Source organism: Paracoccus sp. (in: a-proteobacteria), assembly GCF_039808215.1.
GTDB lineage: Bacteria > Pseudomonadota > Alphaproteobacteria > Rhodobacterales > Rhodobacteraceae > Paracoccus.
The window spans coordinates 1-5388 of the sequence record NZ_JBDHSP010000122.1 but is presented as its reverse complement, the minus strand read 5'-3'; the positions used below and the strand labels follow the sequence as shown (position 1 = coordinate 5388).

The window sequence follows — 5388 nt, the reverse complement described above, 5'->3', positions numbered from 1 at the left end:
CAGGAGATGATAAAAAAGCAGGAAAAGAAAATGGATGAACAATACAATTTAATACTTGCCCTTCAAAAAGAAATACAGGCATTGAAAGAAAAACAGTAATGATTAGCAGATTTTGATCAACACATCCTCATTGAATTTTTTCAATGAGGATTTTTTTTCAAACTGTTTTTTGTTGAATTTAAAAGTTACCGGCAAGTAAAGACCATAAAAGTTTTTTTATTCCCTAACCTTTCTTTAATTTAGCACCCGGGTTTATAACCAAAATAATAACTGCTTACCAGCATACCGTTTTTTGTTGTCGAATGGAATAGTTGTTTTCATATAATTTGTGTAAATAGGTTTATGCATTTAAAACGAGCATTTACCTATTCCTTCAAAACCGGTAGCCATATTAGCTTTTAACATGTAGGTTAATCCAGATAAATTATATAATACATTTTCTTTTTATTCTTAACCAAAACTAAAATCAAATGAAAAAGATTATTGCTTTTATTATGCTGGCATTTACCGTTATGTTTAGCCAGGCACAGAATGTAGGCATTGGTACTACCACACCGGATGCTTCTGCACAATTAGATATCAGCAGTACCACCAGTGGCCTGTTAGCGCCCCGCATGACCAAAGCGCAACGCGATGCCATTGCCACGCCGGCCACCGGTTTGCTCATTTACCAGACTAATAACACAGCTGGTTTTTATTATTATGATGGCAGCTCGTGGAAGATGGTTACCTCCGGTGGGAAAGCCTGGTTATTAAATGGAAATAATAATACAGATCCCTTAAACGATTTTGTAGGTACCAAAGAGGATCAGCCGCTTAATTTCCGGGTCAATAATACCCGGGCTGGATATTTGAGTTCGAATGGAAATGTATTTTGGGGAATAAGCAGTGGTACTAATAATACTTCCGGTTACTCCAATGTAGCCATTGGCAATAAGGCTTTATATATGAATAGCGATGGAAATAACTTAGTAGCCATTGGCGATAGTGCATTGTATAATAATATAGGAACAACTTATAATACAGCAATTGGTAGCAAAGCACTTTATAGTAATACCACCGGATATTATAATACAGCCAATGGATATAAAGCCTTTTTTTCCAATACTACCGGTTATTCTAATACAGCCATTGGCTACTATGCCCTTTTATCCAATACCACCGGCTTTGCAAATACAGCCAATGGATCGTATGCCCTTTATTACAATTCTACCGGATACAATAATACAGCCAATGGTACCTTTGCCCTTTATTCCAATACCACCGGATACAATAATACGGCCAATGGATATTCTGCCCTTGCTTCCAATACCATCGGTTATTCTAATACGGCCAATGGAATGTATGCCCTTTTTTCCAATACCACCGGTTATTCCAATGTGGCTATTGGCAATAAGGCTTTATATACGAATAGCAATGGAAATAACTTAGTGGCTATAGGTGATAGTGCATTGTATAATAGTGTAGGATTAACTGAAAATACGGCAGTAGGCAGTAAAGCCCTTTATTCCAATACCACTGGTTATAATAATACGGCCAATGGATACAAAGCCCTTTATTCCAATACTACTGGTTTTACTAATACGGCCATTGGATACAAAGCCCTTTATTCCAATACTACCGGTTATTATAATACGGCCAATGGATACAAAGCCCTTTATTCCAATACTGGTGGCTCTTTTAATACGGCCTATGGGCATAGTGCCCTTTATACCAATACCACCGGCTCAAATAATACAGCTATAGGGTATAATGCAAATGTTATTACTGGCGGCCTTTCTAATGCCACCGCTCTTGGCGCCAATGCAATAGTAAATGCCAGTAATAAAGTACGTATCGGTGATGGAAATGTTACTGTTATCGAAGGCCAGGTAGCATACTACTACCCTTCCGATGCCCGCTTTAAATACAACATCAATGAAAATGTACCCGGCCTGGATTTCATTACGAAACTCAAACCGATTACGTATTATTTCGATACTAAAAAATTAGATACTTATACAAAGACCGGTGTCATTGATAACTCTATCATTCACCCCGTGAACTATACCGGTGAAGAAGAATTGCATACCGGCTTCTTAGCACAGGATGTAGAAAAAATTGCGAATGAATTAGGTTATCAATTTGATGGCATACATAAACCCGCCAATGATCGCGACCATTACAGTTTAGCATACAGCCAGTTTATTATGCCTTTGGTGAAAGCCGTACAGGAACAGCAGGAGATGATAAAAAAGCAACAGGAAAAAATAAATACACTGCAAAAAATAAATGAAACCGTAGCCAATGCAAAGGTTACTACGGATAAGACAGCTGCCCTGGTTGCACAACAACAAAAACTAATTGAAGCGTTGCAATTGCAAATGCAGGAACTAAAAGCTAAAATAAAATAAGACCGAATAACAGATCCCAGCTTCATTTTTTTACAAACAATTAAAATCAAATACTATGAGAAAGATGATGGTTTTATGTTTCGCACTGAGCATGACTATATGCAGCCAGGCACAGAATGTAGGTATCGGTACCACTACACCGGATGCTTCTGCACAATTAGATATCAGCAGTACCACCAGTGGCCTGTTAGCGCCCCGCATGACCAAAGCGCAACGCGATGCCATTACCACGCCAGCTACCGGATTGCTCATTTATCAGACGGACAAGACTCACGGCTTTTATTATTATGATGGCAGTACCTGGAAGATGGTTACCTCCGGTGGGGAAGCCTGGTTATTAAATGGAAATAATAACACAGATCCAGCAACCAATTTTATCGGCACTACCGATGACCAGTCGTTGAATTTTCGGGTAAACAATACCCGGGCTGGTTATTTAAGTTCGAATGGAAATGTTTTTTGGGGAATAGGCAGTGGATATAGTAATACCACCGGTTATTCCAACGTAGCGATTGGCAATAAGGCTTTATATACGAATAGTGGAGGTTATAACTTAGTGGCTATAGGTGATAGTGCATTGTATAATAATATAGCAAATACGGGTAATACCGCTGTTGGCAATAAAGCCCTTTATTCTAATACCACGGGCTCTAGTAATACGGCCAATGGATACAAAGCCCTTTATAACAATACCAGCGGTTATGATAATACGGCCAATGGATATACTGCCCTTTATTCCAATACTACCGGCTCTTATAATACGGCCAATGGCTCTTTTGCCCTTTACTTCAATACCACCAGTAATTATAATACGGCCAATGGATATCTTGCCCTTTATTCCAATACTACCGGATCTAGTAATACAGCCAATGGATATACTGCCCTTCGTTCCAATACTACTGGCTCTTATAATACTGCCTATGGGAATAGTGCCCTTTATTCCAATATCTCCGGCGCAAATAATACAGCTATTGGGTATAATGCAAATGTGACTACCGGGAATTTGACAAATGCCACTGTTATCGGTTATAATGCTACTGTCAATGCCAGCAATAAAGTACGTATTGGCAATAGCTCCGTAACCGTTATCGAAGGCCAGGTAGCCTGGTCATTTCCTTCTGATGCAAGATTTAAATACAATATTAAAGACAATGTGCCCGGCCTGGATTTCATTACGAAACTCAAACCTGTAACGTATTATTTCGATACTAAAAAATTAGATACTTATACAAAGACCGGTGTCATTGATAACTCTATCATTCACCCCGTGAACTATACCGGTGCTGAAGAATTGCATACCGGTTTCTTAGCACAGGATGTGGAAAAAGTGGCAGAAGAATTAAGTTATCAATTTGATGGCATTCACAAACCTGCTAATGACCGCGATCATTACAGTTTAGCATACAGCCAGTTTATTATGCCTTTGGTGAAAGCCGTGCAGGAGCAGCAGGAAATGATAAAAATGCAGGAAAAGAAAATGGATGAACAATACAATTTAATACTTGCCCTTCAAAAAGAAATACAGGCATTAAAAGAAAAACTGTAAATCAAAATTGATCATTTTAATCAACGCATCCTCATTGATTTTTTCAATGAGGATTTTTTTCTGATTGTTTTTTGTTGAATTTAAAAGTTACCGGGAAGCAAAGAACAAAAAAAGTTTTTTTTTGTCTAATCTTTCTTTAATTTAGTACTCAGGTTTATAACCAAAATAGTAACTGCTTACCAGCATACCGTTTTTTGTTTTTGAATGGAATTATTGTTTACACATTATTTGTGTAAACAGGTTTATATATTTAAAAAGGGAGTTTACCTATCTCTTCAAAACCGGTTGCTATGTTCGCTTTTAATATGTTGGTTAATCCTGATAAATAGGATAACACGTATTTTTTTTCTTACCCAAAACTAAAATCAAATGAAAAAGATTATTGCTTTTATTATGCTGGCATTTACCGTTATGTTTAGCCAGGCACAGAATGTAGGTATCGGTACTACCACACCGGATGCTTCTGCACAATTAGATATCAGCAGTACCACCAGTGGCCTGTTAGCGCCCCGCATGACCAAAGCGCAACGCGATGCCATTACCACGCCGGCCACCGGATTGTTCATTTACCAGACGGACAACACACCCGGCTTTTATTATTACGATGGCAGTACCTGGAAGATGGTCACCTCCGGTGGGAATGCCTGGTTATTAAATGGCAACCCTAATACCAATCCATCTACTAATTTCATTGGTACTACCGATGACCAGCCGCTAAATTTCCGGGTCAATAATAGCCGGGCCGGATATCTGAGTTCAAATGGAAATGTATTTTGGGGAATAGGTAGTGGCAATAATAATACCACCGGTTACTCCAATGTAGCCATTGGCAATAAGGCTTTATATACGAATAGCGATGGCCATAACTTAGTGGCTATTGGCGATAGTGCATTGTATAATAATGTAGGAACAACTTATAATACGGCAATAGGCAGTAAGGCGCTTTTTTCCAATACCACCGGATATTATAATTCGGCCAATGGATACAATGCCCTTTATTCTAATACCACCGGTTATTCTAATTCGGCCAATGGAATGTATGCCCTTTATTCCAATACTACCGGATATTATAATACGGCCAATGGAAATGATGCCCTTCATTCCAATACTACCGGATCTGAAAATACGGCCAATGGAGATGAGGCCCTTTATTCCAATACTACCGGATATGAAAATACGGCCATTGGCCGCTATGCCCTTTTTTTCAATACCACTGGGCAAGAAAATACGGCCAATGGATATGCTGCCCTTGTTTCCAATACCATCGGTAATTCAAATACGGCCAATGGAATGAATGCCCTTTTTTCCAATACTACCGGTTATTCCAATGTGGCTGTTGGCAATAAGGCTTTATATACGAATAGCGTTGGCTATAACTTAGTGGCTATTGGCGATAGTGCTTTGTATAATAATGTAGGAGCAACTTATAATGCGGCTTTAGGCAGTAAA

At 38.7% G+C, this 5388-nt stretch carries 3 protein-coding genes; all 3 read left to right on the top strand.

Going from position 1 to position 5388, the window contains the following annotated elements; translation table 11 throughout:
• The first annotated feature begins 470 nt into the window (after window positions 1–470).
• The gene (locus tag WMK75_RS18175; protein ID WP_347268995.1) at window positions 471–2393 is read left to right on the top strand and encodes a tail fiber domain-containing protein; all 1923 of its coding nucleotides are present in this window, start codon (window positions 471–473) and stop codon (window positions 2391–2393) included.
• A 55-nt stretch (window positions 2394–2448) separates the two neighbouring features.
• A complete protein-coding gene (locus tag WMK75_RS18170; protein WP_347268994.1) occupies window positions 2449–3939 on the top strand; it encodes a tail fiber domain-containing protein in 1491 nt (496 codons plus the stop codon).
• Window positions 3940–4308: 369 nt separating this feature from the next.
• A partial coding sequence (locus WMK75_RS18165) for a hypothetical protein (RefSeq protein WP_347268993.1) occupies window positions 4309–5388 on the top strand: 1080 nt, incomplete at its 3' end.